We start from the raw sequence: 21,753 nt of genomic DNA on the forward strand, positions 1-21,753 counted from the left end.
GGCAAGCGCGGACCCCGACACGCCCCGCGCCCGCCGCCTGCCCCGCCTGGCTGCCGCATCTGTCGCCCTGGCCATGCGCCAGGAACGAAGGGCGCCGCCGGCGGCTTATCCATCGCACACGATACCCATGACCAACCTCACCACCCCCGCCTGCCTGCTGAATCCGCGCTCGGTTGCCATCATCGGCGCCTCGGACGATCCGGGCCGCATCGGCGGCCGCCCGATTGCGTCGATGCGCAAGCAGGGCTTTGCCGGCCGCATCCTGCCGGTCAATCCCAAACGCACCGAAGTGCAGGGCCTGCCTGCCTATGCCTCGATCGAAGAACTGCCCGAAGTGCCCGACTTGGCCATCGTCGCCGTACCGGCGCCGCAGGTCGAGGGCGTGGTCGCGGCGCTGGCAGCGCGCGGCGTGCCGGCCGCGATCCTGTTCAGCGCGGGGTTTGCCGAAGTGGCCGGCGACGGCACCGCGATGCAGGCCGCCGTCGTCGCCGCGGCGCGGCGCGGCGGCATGCGCCTGCTGGGGCCGAATTCGCTCGGACTGGCCAACATGCATACCGGCTTTATCGGCACCTTTTCCACCTTCGCCACCATCAGCGAACCGCGCCCGGGCCGCATCGGCATCGTCAGCCAGTCCGGCGCCTACGGCAGCCACCTGGTGATGGCTGCAATGGAAGCCGGCGTTTATCCGTCCAGCATCGTCATGACAGGCAACGAATGCGACCTGACCGTGGGCGACATCGTGCAACTGCTGGTGGAGGACCCCAACACCGATGTCATCGCGCTGTATTCGGAAGGCATCAACGACGGCGACGGCCTGGTGGCGGCACTGCAGGCCGCGCGCGCGGCGCGCAAGCCGGTGGTGATGATGAAGGTCGGCCGCAGCGAGGTGGGCGGCGCCGCCGCGCGCTCGCACACCGCGTCGATCGCCGGCGACGACGCGGTGGTCAGCGCGGTGCTGGAAGAACTCGGCGTGGTGCGCGTGCGCGATACCGAGGAAATGCTCGACATCCTGCGCCTGGCCATGCGCGGCGTCTTCCCCGCCGACAACTCGCTGGGGGTGATTACCGTCAGCGGCGGCGCCGGCGTGATCATCTCGGACACCGCCGAGGAACTGGGCCTGCCGATGCCCGAAATGCCCGCCGCGGCGCAGGCCCGCATGCTGGAGATGCTGCCGATCTGCTCGCCGCGCAATCCGGTCGACACCACCGCGCAGTTCATCAACGACCCGAGCCTGATCACGCCGTTCACCGAGGCCATGGTCGGCGAAGGCGGCTATCGCAGCGTGCTGGGCTTCTTCAGCTATGCCGCCGCGTCCCCCGCGGTGACCGACACCCTGCTGGCGCAGATCGGCGAGGTTCGCCGCCGCTATCCTGACCGGCTCTACGTGGTGGTCGCGCGCGCCCCGGCGCAGATCCTGGCGCGCTATGAGGAAGCCGGCTTTACCGTGTTCGGCGACCCCACCCGCGCCGTCGCCGCGATCGCGGCCATGGGCCGCTTCGGCCGCGCCTTTGCCGCGAGCGCGCCGGCCCCGGCCCCTGCGCTGGCACCGGTGACGCTGCCCGCCGAAACGCCCAGCGAAGCGCAGGCCAAGCAGTTGCTGGCGGATGCAGGCATCCCCAGCGCCCCGGAGCGCGCCTGCGCCGAGGTGCAGGCCGCCGTCGCGGCCGCGCAGCAGATCGGCTTCCCGGTGGTCATGAAGATCCTGTCGCCGGACATCCTGCACAAGTCGGAAATCGGCGGCGTGCTGCTCGATGTGCGCGACGAAGCCACCGTGCGCAGCGGCTTTGCCACCCTGCTGGAACGTGCCCGCGCGGCAGCGCCCGGTGCGCGCATCGAAGGCGTGCTGGTGGCAAAGCAGCTGTCTGGCGGCGTTGAATGCATCATGGGCATCAATCGCGACCCGGTGTTCGGCCCGATCGCGATGTTCGGGCTGGGCGGGGTCTTTGTTGAAGTGCTCAAGGACGTGGTGTTCCACCGCTGCCCGTTTGGCGAAGACGTGGCCGAGCAGATGATCCGCTCGATCAAGGGTGCGCCGCTGCTGCTCGGGGCACGGGGCCGGCCGGTGGCCGACATCGCCGCGCTGGCGAAAATGTTGTCGCGGCTCTCGGCATTCGCCGCGGCGGCGGGGCCGCGCCTGCAGTCGGTGGACCTGAATCCGGTGTTTGCGATGCCCGAGGGCCAGGGTGCCTTCGCGGCGGATGCGGTGGTCGAGGTCGGACAGCAAGGGCAGTAAACAGTCCTGGCAAGGACCCCTTGCCTGCTTCCCTCTCCCACAAATGGGAGAGGGAAGCAAACCAATGGCTCTGCTTTCACTCCTGGGTGATACCCGCAGCCCTCACCACCTGCCTGGCGCGCTCGGTCTCTGCCGCCTGGAACGCCTTCAACTGTTCCGGCCCCGCCAGATACACCACCCCGCTCATCGCTTCGATCGCGCCCGCCACTTCAGGATTGCGCAGGATCCCGTCCATGGCATCGGCCAGCGTGGCCACCAGCCGCGGCGGCAGCTTCGCCGGCCCATACAGCGCGATCCAGCCATCCACGGCCAGGCCCGGCGCACCGCTCTCGGCAACGGTCGGCACGTCGGGCAGTGACTTGAGCCGCTGCGGGCCGGTCACCGCCAGCAGGCGCAGCTTGCCGGAACGCGCCAACGGCAGCACGGCATTGAGTTCGCCGATCGAATAGTCCGCATTACCGGCCGCGAGGTCGGTCATTGCCGGCACGGTGCCCTTGTAGGGCACGGCATTGGCCTTGACGCCGTTGCGCTCGTGGATCAGTTCAAGCACCACCTGGTACGTGGCCGAGCCACTGGCGTAGTTCAGCTTGCCCGGCGCGGCGCGCGCCGCCGCCATCAGGCTTTCCAGCGTCCGGTACGGCGAGTTCGCCGGCACCGCGATCACCAGCGGCAGCCGCACCAGCCGCGCGATCGGGGTGTAGTCGGCCACCGGGTCGTACGGCAGCGCGCGGAACACCGCGGCGTTGGTCACCATCGGCGAGTTGCTGCTCAGCCAGAGCGTGTAGCCATCCGGCGCCGCCCCGGCCACCGCCTTCGCCGCAATAAAGCCGTTGGCGCCGGGCCGGTTCTCGACCACGAAGGGCTGCCTGAACTTCTCCGTCAGCGCCTTGGCGAGATGGCGCGCGGTAATGTCGAGCCCGCCGCCGGGCGGCATCGCCACCACCAGCTTCACCGGCCGCGCGGGATACTCCTGCGCCGCCGGCCCCGTGCCAGCGCCGGCCGCTGCCGCGGTCGCGGCGATCAGCAGGCAGCGCTTCCAAAACCTGGTATTCATGGATCTCCTCTGGTCATCTCGTTAGTCATCGCGCGGCTGCGCCGGCGTCTGGCCCGCACTGACAGCGGTTTCCCATGCTATGAAGCGCCGACGCACCGAGGAAATACAATCGCTGTCTTGCGTGATACAGGGCGGGTATCGGCAAGGCCATGGCGCCGCCGCGACCGCGCGGCATAAGTTCCGCCACGCATGTAACGCATGCATGCAGTGGCGGTTGCGACACGCATCGCCAGCGATGGCGCGCCCGGGCTCCCCGAGGCAGGGGGGCAGCCGCGAGCGGCTTCGCACCGATACTTGCGCGCAGGGCGGCCTGCATCCCGGCGGGCGCGCCATGACACGGAGACGACTGATGGCCCATCACCAGTTCCCGCTGGCCGCCCGGGTATCGCCGCCGCGGACACGTTCCCGCGACATCCAGCGGGAACGGCTGCTGGCCCGGCTAGAGGCGGCGCGCGAGTGCAAGCTGGTGCTGCTCAGTGCCGGCGCCGGATCCGGGAAGACCACGCTGCTGGGCCAGTGGCGCCACGCGCTGATCAAGGCGCGCGCACGCGTGGCCTGGCTGTCGCTGGCGCCCCAGGACCAGGAATTGCGCTCGTTCTGCGCAGCGTTGTGCGGCGCGCTGCAGGCTGCTGGCATCGCCGGCGACTGGGAAAGCCGCGCCGGCTCGCTGGCACGGATGCCGCCAGCAGCGGCGGCGGGGGCGCTGGCCGACGCACTGGCCGCGATCCCGGGCCATCTCTGGATCATGATCGACCAGTTCCACCATGCGCGGGACCGCGAAGTGGTCGCGCTGGTGCGCGCGCTCGCCGATCCGCAATGGCAGCACCTCAGCCTGGTGATCGCGTCGCGCACGACAGTTCCGCTGCCGCTGGGCCGGCTGCGTGCCTCGGGCGAGCTGTTCGAGGCCGGCCCGTCGGAACTCTGGTTCGATCCGCAGGAAACCCGCGCCCTGCTGCGACTCCGGCTTGGCACCAGCGTTCCGCTGGACACGGTCATCCGGGTGCAGGAGGCCAGCGCCGGTTGGCCCGCCGGCGTGCAACTGCTGGCGAGCGCGCAGCGGGACACCACCGCGGCGGCGGCAGTCGATCACGCGCGCGGCACGCCTGGCGCGCCTGCCCTGCAGGCCTACTTCGACGAGGAGATCCTCGCGGACGTGGACGCGGGCGCGCTTGCCTTCATGCGACACCTCTCCCTGCTCGACGGCTTTTGCGAAGGACTGGCTGCGCATGTCACCGGCGACAGCCAGACCCGGGACCGGCTCGATGCACTGGCATCGCGCCACCTCCTCATCGTCGCCGCCGGGCATGGAGCGCAGGGAGAACACTACCGGTACCGGTTTCCGCCCATGCTGGGGCGTTGCCTGCGCGACATCGCGGGCCGCGCCGGCATCGACGCGGCCGCCGTGCACCGGCGCGCGGCGGGCTGGTATGCACGGCACGGCATGCTCACCGAAGGCCTGTGGCATGCCATGCGGTGCGACGACTTCGCGCTGGTGGTCCGGCTGTGCGAGGACCACGGCCAGCGCCTGCCGTCGGTCACCCAGCTGCGTGAATTCAGCCTCTGGACCAGGCGCCAGCCGCCGCAACGGTTAGCGGCGCATCCGCAGGTGCAGATGCTGGCAGCCTGGGCCAGCATCATGACCGTGCGGCCGGACGAGGCCGAGCACTGGCTGGCGCGGCTGGAAGCGGCCCCGGGACGCGCGCAGGTGCCCGCCGCGCTGATCACCCTGGCGCGGGCCGCAATCTGCGTGCAACGCGACGACTCGACGCAGGCGTGGGATCTGCTGCAGGGCATAGCCGCGGGCGCCCTGCCCCATGCCGACCATGAAGCCATTCACGCCGGGCTGCGTGTGCGCTGCCTGGCTGCCCTGGGCCGGCACGATCCCGCGCGCCCGGCCTATGACGGGCCGCTGCGCGCCGCCGGCATGCACGGACCGCCGCAGGAACTGATGCTCCTCGCGGCGGCCGCTGCCGCGTGCGCGCTGCTGCGGCAAGGCAACGCGCTGGAAGCGGAGGCGATCGGCTCCCGGGCCCTGGCGCGCGCCGAAGCGGCCTTCGGCCGGCGTTCGATCGCCGCCTGCGCCTGCGCCGCGGTGGTGGCCGAGACCCACTATGAGCGCAACCAGCTCGACGCGGCGCGCCAGGTGCTGGCTGACCGGCGCGGCCTGCTGCAGGCCTCTTCGCCTGACCTGGTATTGCGCGCGGCACGCTGCCATGCCCGGCTGCTGGCCCGCCAGGGGCACGCCAGTGCCGCGCTGTCAGCGCTGCGCATGGCGCAGGCTGCATTCACCCGCGATGGTTTCGCACGTGGTCACGCCAGCATGCTGGCCGAGCAATGCCATCTGGCCGTGCATGCGGGCGACCTGCGCCATGCCGCAATGCTGCTCGACGCGCTGCAGGCGCTGGCATCGACCCATACTGGCGCAGGCCCGCGCGCTGCCGGCATCCGGGCGCTCGCCGCACTGTCAGAGGCGCGCCTGGCCCTGGCGAAACGTCAGCCGCAGCACGCGTTAGCGCTGCTCGACCCGTTGCGCACGTTGGCCACGGCCTGGCGCCGCGAGCAGTGGGTGGTGATTTCCGACCTGCTGCAGGCGCGCGCGCTGGCAGACCTGGGCCGTCATGTCGAAGCCGCGGCGGCGCTGCGGCTTGCGCTCGCCAGCGGCATGCGGCTTGGTCTGCTACGTACGCTGCTGGATGAATACCACGGCATCGGCGCCATGCTTGCGCAAGCGCAAGGCTGCGCGGACAGCGCATCCGGCGCCTATCTTGCCCAGCTCCGGGCGCCACTCGACGCATCGGCCGGCACGCCGGCAACGCCGGCGGTGCCGGCGCCGGCGGTGCCGCCATGCATCAGCGTGCCGGGACTGACGCCGCGCGAGCAGGACATTGTCGCGCTGCTGGACCAGGCCATGTCGAACAAGCGCATCGCGCTGGCACTGAACATCAGCATCGTCACGGTGAAATGGAACTTGCGGCAGATCTTCGACAAGCTGGGCGTCTCGAGCCGCTACGAAGCCATCGTGACGGCGCGCGCGCTGGCCGAGCAGGCTGCGGCGCGGCCGGCCAGCTAGGCCGCTGGATGGCGGCGCGGCGTCGCGGCGGCGACGCCGCGGTACCGGTCGCCTCAGAAGCGGTGCCGCACCCCGACCGCGAGGCCGAACATGCCTTTCTGCCCGTTGTTCGGGAAGTAGCCGGTGGCGAAGCTGACCGGTGAAGAATCGAAGTTCAGTCCGGCATTGCGCGCATACGCCGTGGTCAGGTAGATGTCGGTCCGCTTGGACAAGTCGTAGTCGGCAATGAAGGTCACCTGCCATGGATTCGCGGGCTCGAGCCGGGGCGCGGTCGCGCCCAGGCGGGCTTCCTTGACGTCGGCATAGTAGTAGGCCAGCGTCAGACCCAGCGCCGGCATCACGCGGTAGGTGGCGCCGGTCCACCAGTAGTCGTCACGGACGAAGGTGTTGCCGTTGTTGAAGCTGGTGCGGTTCCAGCGATAGCCGGCGGTCAGCTTGAGCGGCCCGGTCTGGTAGCTGACGGCGCCGCCGAACTTGCGTGTCCGGCCCGGCTGCCCTGGCGTCACGGTCGGATTCCACTCGTCATAGACCAGGGCCGCGCCGAAGGTGTTGCCGACATAGGCCACCGAGGCGCCGTAGCCGGTGTTGTCGCGGAAGTTGCCCGGGGACTCCCCGCCCGCCAGCGGCGTCGAACCGATCGCGCCGGCGCCGTTGCCGAATGAGTAATGCGCGCCGAAGGTCATCGACCCGAACTCGCCCAGGTACTTGATGGTGTTGTCGCTGCGGTAGTTGATGCCGAGCTGCCAGGTGATCGGCTCGTACAGCACCGCGTAGCGTGTCGGCGTGAAGTTCGACAAGCCCTCGAAGATGCTGGTGTACTGGCGCCCGAAGGTCAGCTTGCCATACGGGCTCTGGAAACCGACCGAAGCCTGCCGCCCGAACAGGCGCCCGGAGGTCGACACGCCGGTGTCCAGACCGAAGCCCCCTTCCAGCGTGAAGATCGCCGCCAGCCCGGCCCCGAGGTCTTCCTTGCCGCGCAGGCCCCAGCGCGGCGCCGACAGGCCGCCGGTGGTGGGAATCGAAATCCGCTTGCCGCCCGGCTGCGTGACCAGCTGGTTGTTGACCACGGTCGGCGTACCCCGCGCCATGTCGTTGACATATTCGATCGGGGCATCGAGCACGCCGTAGATCGTGACGCTGGATTGCGCCAGCGCCGTCCCGCCCATTGCGCTCAGGGCAGAAAGCGCAAGAACCTGCTTTCTCATGCTTTGTCTTCTCCGATATTGTTATGCGGCTTCAGGGCAGGCTGCAGCCAGCCCTGCAGACGTGTGGTGCGCCGGCGCTGCGTTGCCGGGCTGCTTGCATTAGAACGCCGGGGGCAGGGTCTTGGCCCCGTCCGAAAGGAACGGGTCTCGCGCCGGCATGGGGCGAAACGAACCAGTCCGCTGGGGGTAATGTCTGGATCGACGGCCGGACCGCCTTCACTGTCACGCCGGCGCGCATTCGCAGGCGCCGCGTCTAATGAGAGATTGCCAATGGCGCTGGCAAGCCCTGAGCCAGGCAATATGCGCGCTCACGCGCGCGTCGGCCGCGACGCGCCGGTTCCGGCGCAAGCATGGCTGCAAAGATCGGCAACCGCGGGATCAAGGGCAGCAGCGAGGCCGCCCATCAGAAAGACCGCACCATTCAGCCGTGCGACCGTGGCCCGCCGTTTCCGGCGCAATGCCGGGTCCACGTTCCGCCTCAGCCCCGGCGGCGCGCTCCCGGGTCTGCTCGCCGACCATGGCCCGGCTCGCCGCGAACAGCGGTTCGGCGGCGGTATGCTCCTGCCGGTAGCTCAGGTTGAACGCGTAATCGAAAGCGGGGAGATTCGGCACGGGGAGGGTTGCTACAGTCCATCCGATTCAGGACGAACGGCCGCGCCACAAAGTCAAAGATGCTGCGTAGGGCTCGGAAAGGGACTGATGCCAACCGCGTCGGCCCTGGGGATTGGCTGCGCCAGGATATTGCTTCACGACGACGAGCCGGTTCCGATCCCACTGCGACGGTAGCGTCTAGGCTCCCATAAGGTTCATCTCCGGCACGCGCGCCGGCACCATTAGCGTAGCCTCGGTCGCTGCCAGCACCGCATCGACCGAGACGCCAGGCGCAGTCTCCATTAAGGTTGCGGTGCCGGCCTGGAACGCTATGACTGCCAGTTCTGTGACGACGAGATCGACCGGCCGCAGTGCCGTCAGCGGCAGGCTGCAACGCCGCACCAGCTTGGATTTGCCCCGGGCGCTGTGTTGCATGGCCACGACTACACGCCGGGCACCGGCCACCAGGTCCATGGCCCCGCCCATACCCGGTACCAGCTTGCCCGGAATCGTCCAATTGGCAAGGTGCCCTGCCTCGTCCACCTCCAGCGCGCCCAGCACCGTCATGTCAAGATGATGGCCGCGAATCAGTCCGAAGGACATCGCGCTATCGAACGTGCAGGCGCCCGGCAACGCGCTGACTGGCTTGCCGGCTGCGTCGGTCAGGTGGGGTTCGATCATGCCCTCCTCGGGGATGGGACCAGTGCCGATCAAGCCGTTTTCGGACTGAAAGAAAATCTGCATGCCTTGCGGCACGTAGTTCGCCACCAGGGTGGGAATGCCAACGCCGAGGTTGACCAGCATGCCGGCCTTCAGTTCCTGCGCGACGCGCCGCGCGATGATGGTTTGTGCGTCCATGTCTGAATTATCTCCGGAGCCATCAAACATGAGCGATCACGTAGTCCACTAGCACGGACGGTGTGATCACGTGGTCGGGCGCGATCATGCCAACGGGCACGATGTGCGCAGCATCGACAATCACGGTTTCCGCAGCCATGGCAATCACAGGGTTGAAGTTGCGTGCCGTGAGGGCGTACACGAGATTGCCCTGATAGTCGGACAGAAAGGCCTCCACCAGCGCAAAGTCGGCACGCAAAGGCGTCTCCAGCAAATATTCGACACCGTCCACTTCCAGCTTGCGCTTGCCCGCCTCGACCAGCGTACCGACGCCGGTCGGCGTGAGAATGCCGCCGAGGCCGCATCCAGCCGCACGAATGCGCTCGATCAGGGTCCCTTGGGGTACCAGTTCGACGTCGATCTCCCCCGCGATCATCTTGCGCTGGGTCTCCGGGTTGAGGCCGATGTGGCTGACGATGGCCTTGCGCAGGGCGCCTGCCGCAACCAGCTTGCCAATTCCCCGACCCGGTACTGCCGTATCGTTGGCGATCACCGTCAGATCCCGCCTGCCCTGCCGCACCAGTTCGTCCATCAGTCGCTCCGGCGTGCCGACGCCCATGAAGCCACCGACCATTACGGTGGCGCCATCTGGAATCAACCCGACCGCGTGCTCGCTCGAGACGGTCTTCATCTTGCCTCCTTGCCGATGGAGCCCCAGGTATGTTGGCGATCAACCATTGCATGTCACCGGCCCCGATGCCAGGCTCGCTGCTCAGCTTCAAGGTAGCGCCCGGATCGTGATGGCCGCAGCGCGTCTCCCGGCGGACCGTGCCGCCGGAGCTGGTGTTCAATGCAGCGAGCTTCGTCCCACACGAACTCTAAGCGCATCTTCCCCGCTGCAAAACATGAAATCTTTCCCGCAGAGACTTTAGAAAAACTTCCACGGGCGATGCGTGCTCTGACGAGCTTGGCGTGGTAAGAATGGCTCACTTGGCCGGCGCTTAATTGCGCAATCGACGACGTTATGCATGGACTTGCAAAAGCCGCCAGTGGCGCCTACGCTGCACTGGAATTTTTGGCGAAAAAGTCATAAACCGTAGCATACGCACGGATAGTTGTTGATCCGGCAAGCGCTTCATCTCCCACATCTGTCTGACTCGTCGAATCGCCGCGCGATCGGAGGCATGCCATGCGTCAACCCAAGATCGTCGTTGTCGGCGCAGGGCTGGTTGGTGGCTCGGCGGCCTTGTTCGCGGCCGTGGCCATCCCGAGCGCGGAAGTCGTCATCATCGATCTGGCGCGAATCCGGGCGGAAGGGCAGGCCCTCGACCTGGCCCACTCCGCGGCGTTCTGGGGTAACAATCGGTTCTATGCGGGGGAGTACGAGGACGCACACAACGCGGATATCGTCGTCATCACGGCCGGGGTCGGCGTGAAACCAGGGCAGACACGCCTGGACCTGGCTAAAACCAATGCCGGCATCGCGGCGGAAATCGTCGATCGCATCGCCCCGCTGGCGCCGGATGCCATTTACGTCATCGCGACCAACCCCTGCGATGTCTTGACAGGCGTCGTCTTTGACCGCCTGCGCTGCGCGCGGGAGCGCGTCATCAGCACCGGCACTTCGCTGGATACCGGCCGGCTGCGAGCGCTGCTCTCCGAGCGTCTGGGCGTGGTGGCGCCCGGGATTCACGCCTACGTTGTCGGCGAGCACGGTGAATCCGCCGTGATCGCCTGGTCCGGCGCAACCGTCTCCGGCATGCCCCTTGAGACCTTCCTGACCAGGACCGGCAAAGAACTCGGGCCGGCCAGCCGCGACCTGGTCCTGCGCTCCGTACACGAGGCGGCCAAGCTCATCAAGGAAGGCAAGGGTGCGACCCATTATGGGATCGCCAGTGCGATCGGGCGAATCTGCCAGGCCATCGTCCACAACACCGACCTCATCCTCACGGTCGGCATCGTGCATGCCGAAGTCGAAGGGGTGCCCGAGGTCTGCCTGTCACTGCCGATGGTGATCAACGGCAACGGCGCGCAGCTGCTGGCCTATCCGGAACTCGATCCCGACGAGCGCGAAGGCCTGCGGCGCAGCGCGCGCATCGTAAAGGACGCGACCGACAGCGTGCTGATGGACCGGTAAGGACATTGCGCAGGCTTCGGACTTAGGACATCGCCGTCAGGAGGTCGATCATGGATGTAGCGCCCGTCAAGGCTCCCCCGCCTGCAAGCTCCCCGGCCACGAAGCCAGCTGCACCGGCCGGCCATCTCAGGAATCTCTGGAATTTTCTGGTCCCGGTGGGCATCGGCCTGGTCCTGTGGTTCCTGCCGGCGCCAGATGGCCTCGCGTTGAAGGCGTGGCACATGTTCGCGGTATTCGTTGCCACCATCGCCGGCATCATGACCGCCCCCCTGCCGATGGCGGCGGTCGCCATCATCGGCGCTACGGTGGGCGTGCTGGTTGGCGTGGTGTCCTTTGCCGATGTCACCAGATCCACCGGCACCGACCTGGTCTGGCTGGTGATGCTCGCCTTCTTCATTTCCCGGGGCGTGATCAAGACCGGCCTGGGGCGTCGCATTGCCCTGCTGTTCATGCGGCTGCTCGGCAAGCGCACCGTGGGGCTCGGCTACGGGCTGGCCCTGACCGAACTCATGATCTCGCCGGCCATGCCAAGCATCACGGCCCGCGCCGGCGGCGTGATGCTGCCGATTACCAAGGCCATCGCGGAAGTCCTCGGCAGCCATGCCAACGACCCGGAAACGCGCGGCAAGGTGGGAAGCTATCTGATCCTCTGCGCCTTCCACGCCAACATCATCACCGCTGGCATGTTCATCACGGCGATGGCGGGCAATCCCCTTTCAGTCAAGCTGGCCGCAGACCAGGGCGTCTCGATCAGCTGGCTCGACTGGGCGGTGGCCGCATCGGTCCCCGGCCTGGTATGCCTGGCGATCATTCCCCTCGCCATGTTGTGGATTGTCCAGCCGCAGATCCGCCAGACACCCGATGCGACGGCGCTGGCCCAGCGCGAACTGGTCGCCCTGGGCCCCATCTCCGCCAAGGAAATCATCATGGGGGCCATTTTCCTTGGCTTGCTGTTGCTCTGGATTTTCGGTGAGGACCTGGCCATCAGTGCCACGCTGGCGGCGGCTCTCGGGGTCTCGCTGCTGTTCATCACCGGCGTGCTGACCTGGGACGATGCCCTTAACGAGAAGTCCGCCTGGGACACCATGATCTGGATCGGCTTGCTGATCATGCTTGCCTCCAAGCTCAATGAATACGGCATGGTGTCCTGGTTCGGCAAGGAGTTCGGGGCCCACCTCGAGGGCTTCCACAGGCTGGCTGTCTACATGCTGGTGGCGGCGATCTATTGCTATGTTCACTACTTCTTCGCCAGCGCCACGGCACATATCAGCGCCCTCTTCCCGCTCTCGATGGCGCTGATGGTCGCTGCCGATATTCCGCCGTTCACCGCGGCGGTCGCCCTCGGCGTCCTGAGCAATGTCAACGGCTGCCTGACCCAATATGGGATCGGCTCCGGTCCGGTGATGTTCGGCGCCGGTTACGTAACCCAGGGGCAATGGTGGAAGGCGGGTTTTCTGATGAGCCTGATCTACATGTTTGTCTGGCTGGTCATCGGCCCGCTTTGGTGGAAGTTCCTTGGGCATGTGTGAGACTGCCTGACGGAACTCGTCAACCCTGGCAGCATGGCTTCCGGTCAACGCGCGCATCGGGGCTGGCGTTTGCGGCGGCGGGCGGACGGTGCTACGGCCGTCCCGCGGGCGCATGGATTGGCGATGGATGACTAGGGGCGAGACCATGAAGGCAGTCCGGGCTGCAGGTCGGCTCAGCGCAGCGGAAGGCTGGCATCAACGCTTTGCCACCGGGGCCATCCGGTCTCTCATTGCTTTTCTCTTCACGGCGGCAGCCGGACTGGCGCAAGCCGCCCCACCCCATTCACCTGGTGCGCCCGAAAGCGACGACTGGCAATTTGCGATTGCGCCGTATCTCTGGCTGCCTAACGTCAGCGGAGATTTTCGCTTTTCCGGATCGTCATCGACCGGCGGCGGCAATCTGGACATCGGCACGGGGCCGGACAGCTATCTTCAGAACCTGCAGTTCCTGCTGATGCTGCAGGCTGAGGCCAGAAAGGGAAACTGGTCGATTTTCGGCGATGCGATCTACCTCGACTTCAGTCGCCAGGACACCACGCTCAAGTCGGTGACGGCCGGAAATGGCACCCGGGTCGTCGTGCCCCGGGACGTAGCGACCGACGTGGGCAGCAGCATGACCGGCGGGATGCTCCAGCTTGCCGCTGGCTACACGGCGCTGCGCGCGCCATGGGGCAATATCGAGCCATTCGGAGGCCTGCGCTATCTGAACCTGAGCGCGAGCGCGCATTGGACGCTATCCGCGACGTTCACGCAGCAAGGCGCGACGCTGGCACAGCAAGGCAGTATCTCGCAAACGGAAAACCTCGTGGACGCCATCATCGGCGTGCGCGGACGCTTCAACCTGAGCAGCAATGGCAGATGGTACGTGCCTTACTACGTCGACGTCGGAAGCGGATCCTCCAGCTACACGCTGCAAGTGTCAGCGGGGGCGGCGTATGCGGCAAAGTGGGGCGATATCCAGCTGACCTATCGCTACGTGAGCTATGAAGTAAGTGGCGGCGAGCTGATACAACGGCTCACCTTTAAGGGGCCTATGCTAGGGCTGGTGTTTCGGTTCTGATTCTTTCCTCTTCTTATCCTGGACCGCTGCAGAGCGGAGCCGGTGTTGCCCGCGGCCTGCCCGTGTTGGGGGATGAACATGAATGGACAACTGGGAATGTTCTGGAAATCCCTAGCCGCGTGGGCTTGTCTCGCCGTGCTGTGCCTGGGGGCGACGACGGCCGTGGCGCGCCAGACCTTCGACACCCCGGACGCGGCCATGGCGGCCTTCGGCAAGGCGGTCCGCGATAACGACGAGGCGGCGATGAAGCGTATCTTCGGCGCCAATTTCCGCAACATCATTCCGCCGGCCGATGCCGACGTGCGGAAGCGTTTCGACAGCGCCTGGGCCGTGTCGCATCTGGTCCAGCATTCGGGCAGGCATGCCGTGATCGCCGTCGGCAACGACGGCTGGACCCTGCCGGTGCCGCTGGTCAAGTCCGCCAAGGGGTGGCAGTTCGACACGCAGGCCGGCGCCCAGGAAATGCGCGTGCGCCGCATCGGCCGCAACGAGCTGGCCGTGATCCAGACCATGCAGGCCATCTGCGACGCGCAGGCCGAATACGCCGAAACCAGCCACGACGGCGAGAAGCGGCTGGTCTATGCCAGCAGGTTGTCCAGTACGCCGGGCAAGCACGACGGGCTTTACTGGCCGACCGGCGCAGGCGAGCGGCCCAGCCCCCTCGGCGCCGCCTTCCGCGATGCCGGCACGCGCAACGCGAGCAAGGAGGGCTACCACGGCTACCAGTACAAGCTGCTGACCGCGCAAGGGTCGCGTGCCGACGGCGGCGCGCTCGACTATGTGGTCGACGGCAAGCTGTTCGGCGGCTTCGCGGTGATCGCGTGGCCGGTGCGCTATGGTGATACCGGGGTGATGACCTTTATCGTCAACCACAAGGGGCAGGTCTACGAGCGCGACCTCGGCGCCAACAGCGCCGCCCGGGCCGCGGCAACGAAATCCTTCGACCCCGACCCTGGCTGGAGGAGGATATCGCGATGAAACCTAGTGCACTGACCACGGCGTGTTGCGCCGTGCTGGTGCTGGCCGGATGCGGGAGCACCGCGCCGCCGACAGCGGGCTCGTCGCCGGTGGTGCCGGGCGCGATGCAGGCGCAGCCGCAGAGCCAGCCCGCGCCCTACCAGGCCGAAGAGATCGAGGCCATGGTCGCCCCGATCGCCCTTTACCCCGACCCCCTGCTCTCGCAGGTGCTGATGGCCTCCACCTATCCACTGGAAGTCACCCTCGCCGCGCGCTGGGTCAAGGCGCACCCCGGCGTGAAGGGCGATGCCGCGGTCAAGGCGATACAGAATGAATCCTGGGATGTCAGCGTGAAGTCGCTGGTGGCCTTTCCGCAGATCCTCGAGCCGATGGGCGACAAGCTCGACTGGACCCAGAAGCTGGGCGATGCCTTCCTGGCCCAGCAGAAGGACGTGCTCGATGCGGTGCAGCGCCTGCGCGCGCGGGCGCAGCAGGCGGGCCACCTCAAGTCGGGGCCGCAGCAGACCGTGACCGTCGAAACCGCGGGCGCTGCGCAGCAGACCATCGTGCGCATCGAGCCGGCCAATCCGGAGGTGATCTACGTGCCGGTGTATGACCCCGCCATTGTCTATGGCGGCTGGGGGTATGCGGGCTACCCGTATTATTACTGGCCGCCCTATGCCGCCTATTACCCTGGCGACGCCGTGGGCAGCGGCATCGCATGGGGCATCGGCCTGGCTGCGGCGGTCGCCATCTTCGGCAACTGCGACTGGAACAACGGCGGCGTCCATGTGGAGCACCACAAGGCAAGGAATATCGACCGCAATTTCGACGCCAGCAAGTTCCAGGGCGGCCGCTGGCAGCATGACGCGCAGCACCGGCAGGGCGTGGCCTATCGTGACCATGCCACCCGCGAGAAATTTGGCCGCAGCACCGCCGACGCGGGGGGGCGCGACGGCTTTCGCGGGCGCGACGCGGCCGGGGGTCGCGACCATGGCTTCCAGGGTGTGGACAGTGGCGGCAGCGCCGTGCAGCGCAATACCAACCGGGGGAACGCCAGCCTGCAGTCAGGTTCGGCTCGCGCCGCGGGCTTTGGCGGCGGCGCACGCATGGGCGGCTTTGGCGGACGCGGCGGACGTCGCTAGCCGCTGTCGTGCTGAGGCCAACAGTCTGCTGCATGGCGAGGAAACCGACGCGTCTGGCGCCGTCGGCTAGCAGGGCGTGGAGAAGCGGAAACCGCGTCGGAGCTGGGTTCTCGCCGACGCTGGTGAACCTCATGGTGCGCGACGCCTGCATCCATTGCCGCGCCAGCTGACGCGGCAACAGGCGATCTTAGCGCGCCGCGCTGGTGCCGCGGTCAGGGCGCCGCCGCGAACCGCTCCGCCAGGAACGCCGCGCATGCGGCCCACGAACGCCGGTCGGCCACGGCATCATGGACGATGCCGCGCTCCGGGAAGCTGGCGCCCTCGAACGTAAACGCATGCCGCGCATGGCCGTAGGCATGCAGCTGCCAGTCGGCGCCGGCCTGGGTCAGCTCCGCGGCGATGCCGAGCACGTCCGCCGGCGGGGCAATGGGATCTTCCCAGCCATGCAGCAGCAGCACGCTGGCGTCGATCCGTCCCTGCGGACCGATGCGCGGGGACTGCAGCACGCCGTGGAAGCTGGCCACGGCCACCAGGCCGGGCGCGGCGGCGCGCGCCAGGTCCAGCGCGCACAGGCCGCCAAAGCAGTAGCCCACCGCGGCCATGCGCCGGGAGTCCACGCCGGGCAACCGCCTGGCCGCTTCAAGCCCGGCCAGCAGGCGCCGGCGCAGCAAGCGGCGGTCGGCCATCAGCGGGTCCATCAGATGCGCGTTGTCGCCCTGCTCGTCGCCACGCACGCCCTTGCCGTACACGTCGGCGGCAAAGCAGGGATAGCCCAGTGCCGCGAAGCGGTCGGCGCAGCGGCGCATCGCCGCGTTCAGGCCGCTCCATTCGTGGGCCAGCACCACGCACGGCGTGCCTGATGCCATGCCGGCTGGCCTGGCGAGGTAGCCCTCGAACACCGTGGTGCCATCCGTATAAGTGATACAGCCGCGCTCCGGCGGCAGGCTTGCAGCGTTCATGGTTCGCTCCGTTCAGGCCGCCAGCATGCGGCCGCGCGGGAACGCTGTATTGAACGTTTGGGACGTCGGGGTCCGCGCCCGGCGCCCGCTCAGAGGTAGAAGGCGGGCGCGCCGGCCGGGCGCTGCGCGAACGACGCAGCCAGTCCGGATTGCCCGCCGCGCGCATACGCGCCCGGTGTCTGCGCCACGCGCCGGCGCCAGGCGCGGATCTGGTGGGCCTGGTCGCTGTAGCCGTCGAGCGCATCGCCCGCGCCACACTGCACCGCCTGGATGCTGTGCTGCAGGCGCTCCAGGTCCATCAGCTGCTTTGGCCCCAGCCCCAGTTGCTGAGCGAACCAGCGGTTCAGCTGGCGCCGGCTGACCGCCATCAGGCGGGCCACTTCCTGTACCTGCCGCCCCTGGCGCAACAGCGCGTGGGCCGCGCGCATCGACTGCAGCGCCGCCGGCTCGCGCAGCGCCCCGAGCCGGCGCAGCAGCCAGGCATCGAGCCGGCTAACGATCCGCGCCGGCGTCCACGCGGCGCTCAGGTCGGCGCTGAGCGCATGGCTGGCCCGGTCTCCCAGGTAGAGCGCGAGATCCAGCAACTGGTCCTTGCAGTCAGGGCCGATGCCGGGAAACAGCCGCGCCAGCCCTGCTCCGCTCAGCATCGCCATGACGAAATACGTATCGGACCACGAGCGCCAGCGCCGGCTGGCGGACTGGAAGCCCAGCAGCGAAACCGTCGGCACGGTGGGACCACCCACCATCGCGTTCGGACGGCCGAAGTTGACCGACAGCACCGCGCCCGGATACGGGCAGGTAGTGATATCGCTGCCCGCGTAGGCGCCGTTCAGGTCCTGCACGAACCAGTAGCCGTCGACATAGGGCGTCAGGGATGGACACGGGGCGAGGATCTGGAACATGACCGCGGCGCGCATGGGGCGGACGTTGGCACGGGCATATCTTTATCACAGTCACCGCGCCCGCGGCGCAAGCACACGGCCCCCCAAAAAAAGCGGGCTTCCGAAGAAGCCCGCCCTTTCAGCAGCAAGAAACGCCTGGATGGCGGGCGCCGCCGCCGTATTCCCGCTCAGGCCGGCACCTGCGTTCCGGCTGCCGCGGCCTCCTTCGAGAACAGGCTCCTGGCGTTGGCGACGTGGCTCTTCAGCACAGGGCGCAGCACCATGATTGCCAGGAAGGCCGCGGTCAGGTCCATGGCGGCCACGGTGTAGAGCACGGTGGACCAGGTGCCGGTTGCTTCCATCATCAGGTTGCCGATCGGCACGAACAGTGCGCCGATGCCCTTGGCGGTGTAGAGCACGCCGTAGATCTTGCCGATGTGCTTGGTGCCGAAGGCATCGCCGGCAAGGGCCGAGAACAGCGAGTAGACCTCGCCCCAGGCCAGGAACACCACACCGGACAGGATCAGGAACGCGTACGGGTTGCTGCCGAAGTAGCCCAGCGCGATGATGCCCAGCCCTTCCAGGGTGAAGGCGATCACCATGGTCTTTTCGCGGCCGATATTGTCCGAGATCCAGCCGAACAGCGGGCGCGAGATGCCGTTCATGATCCGGTCCAGCATCAGCGCCAGCGGCAGCGCGGCCATCACGAAGAAGTGCAGGTCGACCTTGAACTCCTTCACGCCGAGGTCCTTGGCGATCACGCCCAGCTGCGCCACGGCCATCATGCCGCCGGTGACGACCAGCACGAACATGACCAGCATCAGCCAGAACAGCTTGGTGCACAGCGCTTCCTTGAGGGTGTAGTCGCGCGTGGCCTGGACCAGCTTGGCCGACGCCTTGACTTCATGCGACTTGGGCGAACGCAGGAACCACGCCGCGACGAAGGCGAGCGACCCCTGCAGCAGGCCGAAGAACAGGAAGGTGTGCTGGAAGCCCTGCGACTCGATCATCGCCGCGATCGGCAGGATGGTTGCCGCCGAGCCCGCGCCGTAGCCGCCGGCGGTCAGGCCCACGGCCAGGCCGCGGCGGTCCGGGAACCACTTGAGGGCATTGTTGATGCAGGTGGCATAGATCGAGCCCACGCCCAGCCCGCCCACCGCCGCGCCGACGTAGAAGCCCATCAGCGAGGTCGCCTGCGAGTTGATGCACCATGCCGCGCCGATGAATACCGCGCCGAACGCGACCATCATGCGTGGCCCGAACTTGTCGATGAAGTAGCCTTCGATCGGCGCCAGCCAGGTCTGGACCAGCACAAAGACGGTAAACGCGATCTGGATGCTGGCCCGCGACCAGCCGTAGGTGTCCTGGATCTCCGGGACGAACAGGGTCCACGCGTACTGGATGTTGGCGGTGGCGATCATGCAGATCACCCCCACGATCAACTGCATCCAGCGCGTGCCTTCCGGGACCTGGTGATTGACGCCCATCCCCATTGCCGATGGATTACTCATTGCGCGCTCCTTGAATAGATTGGCCATTAACTCGCGACAAAGCAGAGGAATATACGGTCGCGCTGCGCCTCAGCTTAGGGGTGGCAGCTGGCATTTCATGTCTCCTAATGTCATTGGCATTTGCTTGCCTCTTATCACGACGCGACCTGAGGTCTTCGCCCTCACCTCTCTCAAACTCAGGAGCGGCGATGGGATACACAGTATGTGATATATCAAGTAAGTCAAGCGAAAGCCGGGGCAGGGTTTTCACTGAATTAATGCGGACCATGGATGGGCAGGCGATATTCACGACCAAATCGCATCGGAAGCTGTATGCAAAAGCTTGTCGCGCTGCCGCATGGTGGCAGCAATCCCTTTGCTGAGGCGGAACCCGGCACCCGGTCCGGCATCGATGAGGATTGCTTCTGAATGCGCTCCGGCCACAATGCGGCATTATCATTACAATATTGTCATGATGACAGCGCGGTAATGATTACAGAATTGTCATGATTTTCCATGGCCGCCGCCGAAGATTGGGCCTAAATCTCCGCCATTAATTTTGCGTCAACATAAAAAAAATGCCCGCAGGCGAACCTGGCGGGCTGAGGCATGATGCGTGACATCGGCCGCAACATGTAGTTGCAGTTATAGGCGATGAATGGAAATGGGCAAATCCCGGAAACCGCTTTTACGCCGATTAACTGGCAAACTCAGAGAAAACCCTGAGCCAAGCGCCAGGCCGTGCCGCCGATTATGTGGAAACCGGGCTCGATTATGACAAGCCTGTCATTTCAAGCGGGTTCAGATAAACCCGCGGCGCCGGCGCGATGCCGGCTCCAGCTAGACGAAAAGGTCATTGCCTGCGCCTGGAATAGACGAAACAGCAAGCGCAGTAGAGCGCCTCGCTAAGCCGGCCCGCCGCGTGGCCGGCCCGCCCCGCTGTCCGCGAGCATCATAGACGGAATTGACAAAATTCAGAGCGAAGTAGATGTTCAGGTAAGTCCGGTAGAAGCTATGGTAAGCTCCGCCGGCACCTGCCCACCTTTTCCCGCCGTCCGCATGGCTCATGCACCACTAGGCTACGACGCACTGATCCGCCAGTTCGGCCTGCGCGTGCCGCCGTTGCGCTGCACCTCCGCGCTCGGCGACAAGACTGGCGTACTCAGCACCCACACCGGTCCGGACGGCACCACGCGCACGGTCTACCCGCGCAACCGCTACCGCGGCGGCGACACCACGGTGGACCACCTGACCTTTGCGCTGAAGAAGGAACAGCTCGACCTGACCGTGCTGGCCGCGCTGTTCGAGCAGCCGCAGCCGGTGCAGGCCGTGCGCGCCTGGCTGGCGGCGACACCGACCTCGCGCTATGCCCGGCTGAGCGCCTTCTATGCCAAATGGCTGGCCGGGGCGCAGTTCGACTACAAGCTGCCGCCCGGCGCGCCGCGGGTGCTGGCGCTGGACGAGGCCGAATACGTGACCGGCCCGTCGACGCCGGACCTGCAGTTTGGCATCCAGAACAATCACCTCGGGCCGGCGGCGTTCTGTCCGGTGGTGCGCCGCACCGCGAAGCTGGCGCGCTGGATCGAGGCCGACCTGCCTGGCCGCGTAGGCAGTGCCATCCGGCGCCTGGAGCCGGAGTTGCTGGCGCGCGCGGTGGATTATCTCTACCTGGCCGAAACCCGCTCGACCTATTCGATCGAGCACGAGATTCCCGATAACCAGCGCGTCGCCAAGTTCCGGCGGCTGCTGGAATATGCCGGCCAGGCCGCGCCGCTGACCGAAGCCCAGCTGTGCGAATGGCAGAACGAGATCATCTCTGGGCTGCGCGCCGAATACAGCTTCCGCGCGCAGCAGAACTGGCTGTCGCGCGGCGGGCGGCTGCGCAATATCGCTGACTATATTCCGCCGCCGCCGGCCCAGCTGGGGGCGATGATGGACGGCATCGCCGCGGTGGCGGCACTGGTCGAGACCCACGCGGCCAACCCGATCGTGGTGGCGGCCTGCGTGTCGTTCGGCTTTGTCTTCGCGCACCCGTTCTATGACGGCAACGGCCGCCTGCATCGCTTCCTGATCCACCACCTGCTGCGCCAGGCCGGCGTCACGCCCGAGGGCGTGGTGCTGCCGGTATCGGCGCGCATGCTCAAGCAGCTCGACGTCTATGCCGGCTTGCTCAAGGCCTATTCCGCGCCGCGTACCGCGCTGCTCAACTACGCGCTGGATGCGGACAGCGACACCATCCTGATCAAGTCACCGCAGCCCTACTGGCTCTATGCCTCGTTCGACGCCACCGCGCTGTGCGAATTCGTGTTCGAGTGCATCGAGCAATGCGTCGAGCAGGACCTGGCGCAGGAGATCCAGTACCTGCGCGCTTACGATGCCAGCGTGACCCGGCTCGAAAGCTGGCTCGACCTGCGCCAGTCGCGGCTGTCGAACCTGATCGACCTGATCGTGCAGAACCACGGCGAGCTGTCGCGGCGCAAGCGCAAGCTGTTCGAGGACATCACCGACGCCGAACTCGCGCGCATCGAAACCGTGGTGCGCGACGAGTTCGCCGAATACCTCGAGCGCCACGGCGGCCGCTGAAGCGCGCGGCGCGCCGGGCGCC

15 protein-coding genes are annotated in these 21,753 nt (G+C 67.0%); 8 read left to right on the forward strand and 7 right to left on the reverse strand.

Features of this window, described 5'->3' with window-relative positions; translation table 11 throughout:
• Positions 1-127: 127 nt before the first annotated feature.
• The gene (locus tag CBM2586_RS23900) at positions 128-2,233 is read left to right on the forward strand and encodes an acetate--CoA ligase family protein (protein WP_115690244.1); all 2,106 of its coding nucleotides are present in this window, start codon (positions 128-130) and stop codon (positions 2,231-2,233) included.
• A 76-nt stretch (positions 2,234-2,309) separates the two neighbouring features.
• Here CBM2586_RS23900 and CBM2586_RS23905 read toward each other — a convergent pair whose 3' ends face one another.
• On the reverse strand, positions 2,310-3,287 hold the full coding sequence (locus CBM2586_RS23905; protein WP_115690246.1) for a Bug family tripartite tricarboxylate transporter substrate binding protein: 978 nt from the start codon (positions 3,285-3,287) through the stop codon (positions 2,310-2,312).
• 349 nt (positions 3,288-3,636) lie between these two features.
• Here CBM2586_RS23905 and CBM2586_RS23910 point away from each other — a divergent pair, with 349 nt between their 5' ends.
• On the forward strand, positions 3,637-6,357 hold the full coding sequence (locus CBM2586_RS23910; RefSeq protein ID WP_172587114.1) for a helix-turn-helix transcriptional regulator: 2,721 nt from the start codon (positions 3,637-3,639) through the stop codon (positions 6,355-6,357).
• Positions 6,358-6,410: 53 nt separating this feature from the next.
• Here CBM2586_RS23910 and CBM2586_RS23915 read toward each other — a convergent pair whose 3' ends face one another.
• The 3 genes from CBM2586_RS23915 to CBM2586_RS23925 form a co-directional block, all read right to left on the reverse strand.
• Positions 6,411-7,562, reverse strand: coding sequence for a porin (locus CBM2586_RS23915; RefSeq protein WP_115664257.1), 1,152 nt, complete (start codon positions 7,560-7,562; stop codon positions 6,411-6,413).
• A gap of 789 nt (positions 7,563-8,351) precedes the next feature.
• Positions 8,352-9,011: a 3-oxoacid CoA-transferase subunit B gene (locus tag CBM2586_RS23920; RefSeq protein ID WP_115664256.1), complete on the reverse strand. Its 660-nt coding sequence runs from the start codon at positions 9,009-9,011 to the stop codon at positions 8,352-8,354.
• A gap of 22 nt (positions 9,012-9,033) precedes the next feature.
• Positions 9,034-9,681 (reverse strand): 3-oxoacid CoA-transferase subunit A, encoded by a 648-nt coding sequence (locus CBM2586_RS23925; protein ID WP_115664255.1) that lies wholly within the window; start codon positions 9,679-9,681, stop codon positions 9,034-9,036.
• A gap of 498 nt (positions 9,682-10,179) precedes the next feature.
• Here CBM2586_RS23925 and CBM2586_RS23930 point away from each other — a divergent pair, with 498 nt between their 5' ends.
• From CBM2586_RS23930 to CBM2586_RS23950, 5 genes are all read left to right on the forward strand, one after another.
• Entirely contained in the window at positions 10,180-11,127 is a 948-nt protein-coding gene (locus CBM2586_RS23930) for a lactate/malate family dehydrogenase (protein ID WP_115664254.1), read from the forward strand.
• Positions 11,128-11,177: 50 nt separating this feature from the next.
• Positions 11,178-12,656 (forward strand): DASS family sodium-coupled anion symporter, encoded by a 1,479-nt coding sequence (locus tag CBM2586_RS23935; RefSeq protein ID WP_115690250.1) that lies wholly within the window; start codon positions 11,178-11,180, stop codon positions 12,654-12,656.
• Between the two features lie 145 nt (positions 12,657-12,801).
• Entirely contained in the window at positions 12,802-13,716 is a 915-nt protein-coding gene (locus CBM2586_RS23940; RefSeq protein WP_240988019.1) for a hypothetical protein, read from the forward strand.
• 96 nt (positions 13,717-13,812) lie between these two features.
• A complete protein-coding gene (locus CBM2586_RS23945) occupies positions 13,813-14,694 on the forward strand; it encodes a DUF2950 domain-containing protein (protein WP_240988020.1) in 882 nt (293 codons plus the stop codon).
• Positions 14,691-15,818, forward strand: coding sequence for a DUF3300 domain-containing protein (locus CBM2586_RS23950; protein ID WP_115664250.1), 1,128 nt, complete (start codon positions 14,691-14,693; stop codon positions 15,816-15,818). The genes CBM2586_RS23945 and CBM2586_RS23950 overlap by 4 nt, the downstream gene beginning before the upstream one ends.
• 212 nt (positions 15,819-16,030) lie before the next feature.
• Here CBM2586_RS23950 and CBM2586_RS23955 read toward each other — a convergent pair whose 3' ends face one another.
• From CBM2586_RS23955 to oxlT, 3 genes are all read right to left on the reverse strand, one after another.
• Entirely contained in the window at positions 16,031-16,777 is a 747-nt protein-coding gene (locus CBM2586_RS23955) for a dienelactone hydrolase family protein (RefSeq protein ID WP_115664249.1), read from the reverse strand.
• An 89-nt stretch (positions 16,778-16,866) separates the two neighbouring features.
• Positions 16,867-17,679 carry a helix-turn-helix domain-containing protein gene (locus CBM2586_RS23960; RefSeq protein WP_115666427.1) on the reverse strand — a complete coding sequence of 271 codons (813 nt, stop codon included), beginning with the start codon at positions 17,677-17,679 and terminating at the stop codon, positions 16,867-16,869.
• A 167-nt stretch (positions 17,680-17,846) separates the two neighbouring features.
• A complete protein-coding gene (gene oxlT / locus CBM2586_RS23965; protein WP_115664248.1) occupies positions 17,847-19,169 on the reverse strand; it encodes an oxalate/formate MFS antiporter in 1,323 nt (440 codons plus the stop codon).
• Positions 19,170-20,207: 1,038 nt separating this feature from the next.
• Here oxlT and CBM2586_RS23970 point away from each other — a divergent pair.
• Entirely contained in the window at positions 20,208-21,731 is a 1,524-nt protein-coding gene (locus tag CBM2586_RS23970; protein WP_115690256.1) for a Fic family protein, read from the forward strand.
• Positions 21,732-21,753: the final 22 nt, after the last annotated feature.

Origin of the sequence: Cupriavidus taiwanensis (genome assembly GCF_900250115.1) — a bacterium.
GTDB classification, from domain to species: domain Bacteria; phylum Pseudomonadota; class Gammaproteobacteria; order Burkholderiales; family Burkholderiaceae; genus Cupriavidus; species Cupriavidus taiwanensis_B.